This window comes from Brachyspira sp. SAP_772, assembly GCF_009755885.1.
Lineage (GTDB): Bacteria > Spirochaetota > Brachyspiria > Brachyspirales > Brachyspiraceae > Brachyspira.
Genome location: NZ_VYIX01000325.1, coordinates 1 through 566, shown reverse-complemented (window position 1 = coordinate 566; position 566 = coordinate 1). Strand labels below are relative to the sequence as shown.

The 566-nt window shown below is 26.5% G+C and carries 1 pseudogene; it reads right to left on the bottom strand.

Annotated elements, in window-relative coordinates:
• Positions 1 to 228 precede the first annotated feature (228 nt).
• Positions 229 to 566 (bottom strand): annotated as a pseudogene (locus GQX97_RS14300) (insulinase family protein); the annotation flags it as partial.

Here is a 566-nt window from a genome sequence, read left to right as displayed (position 1 = left end):
CCCTTTGGTCGCGGTGCGGACTTCGTCAAAGAACCAAAAAGTGCAAGTGCTTTMGCTTTATATGTTTGGAATATGAATAAAATATAGTTGTTTCAGTATATACATAAACAGCTATATTTTGATAATTTTTATGAATGTATTATCAGCTTTTTAAGAACTTTTGGAGCTATTATACGTATACGCTTATCAGTTGGAAAAACCATCACAAATAAAAAAATTAAAAATTAATCAATTAAGTTTTAATTTCTTACTTACTTTATCTGTAATTTTCTTTGTTCCTTTTGGGCCTACTGCTGTGAGAAAAAACTTTTTATTTTGAAATATATCTTCTATTGCTTTATTTATATCGTTTATGTTGATTTTATCTATTGTATTATACAAATCTTTATAAGATAAATATTTTGAAAAATAAAGCTCATTTCTTGCATTTTTATTCATAGCAAAACTTGCACTGAATTTGCTAAAAGACATAGAACTTTTATAGCTCTCTTTTGCCTCTTCAAGCTCTTCTTTAGTTATTCTCTCGTCTAATAATCTTTCTATTTCATTATATATGCTTATCAATG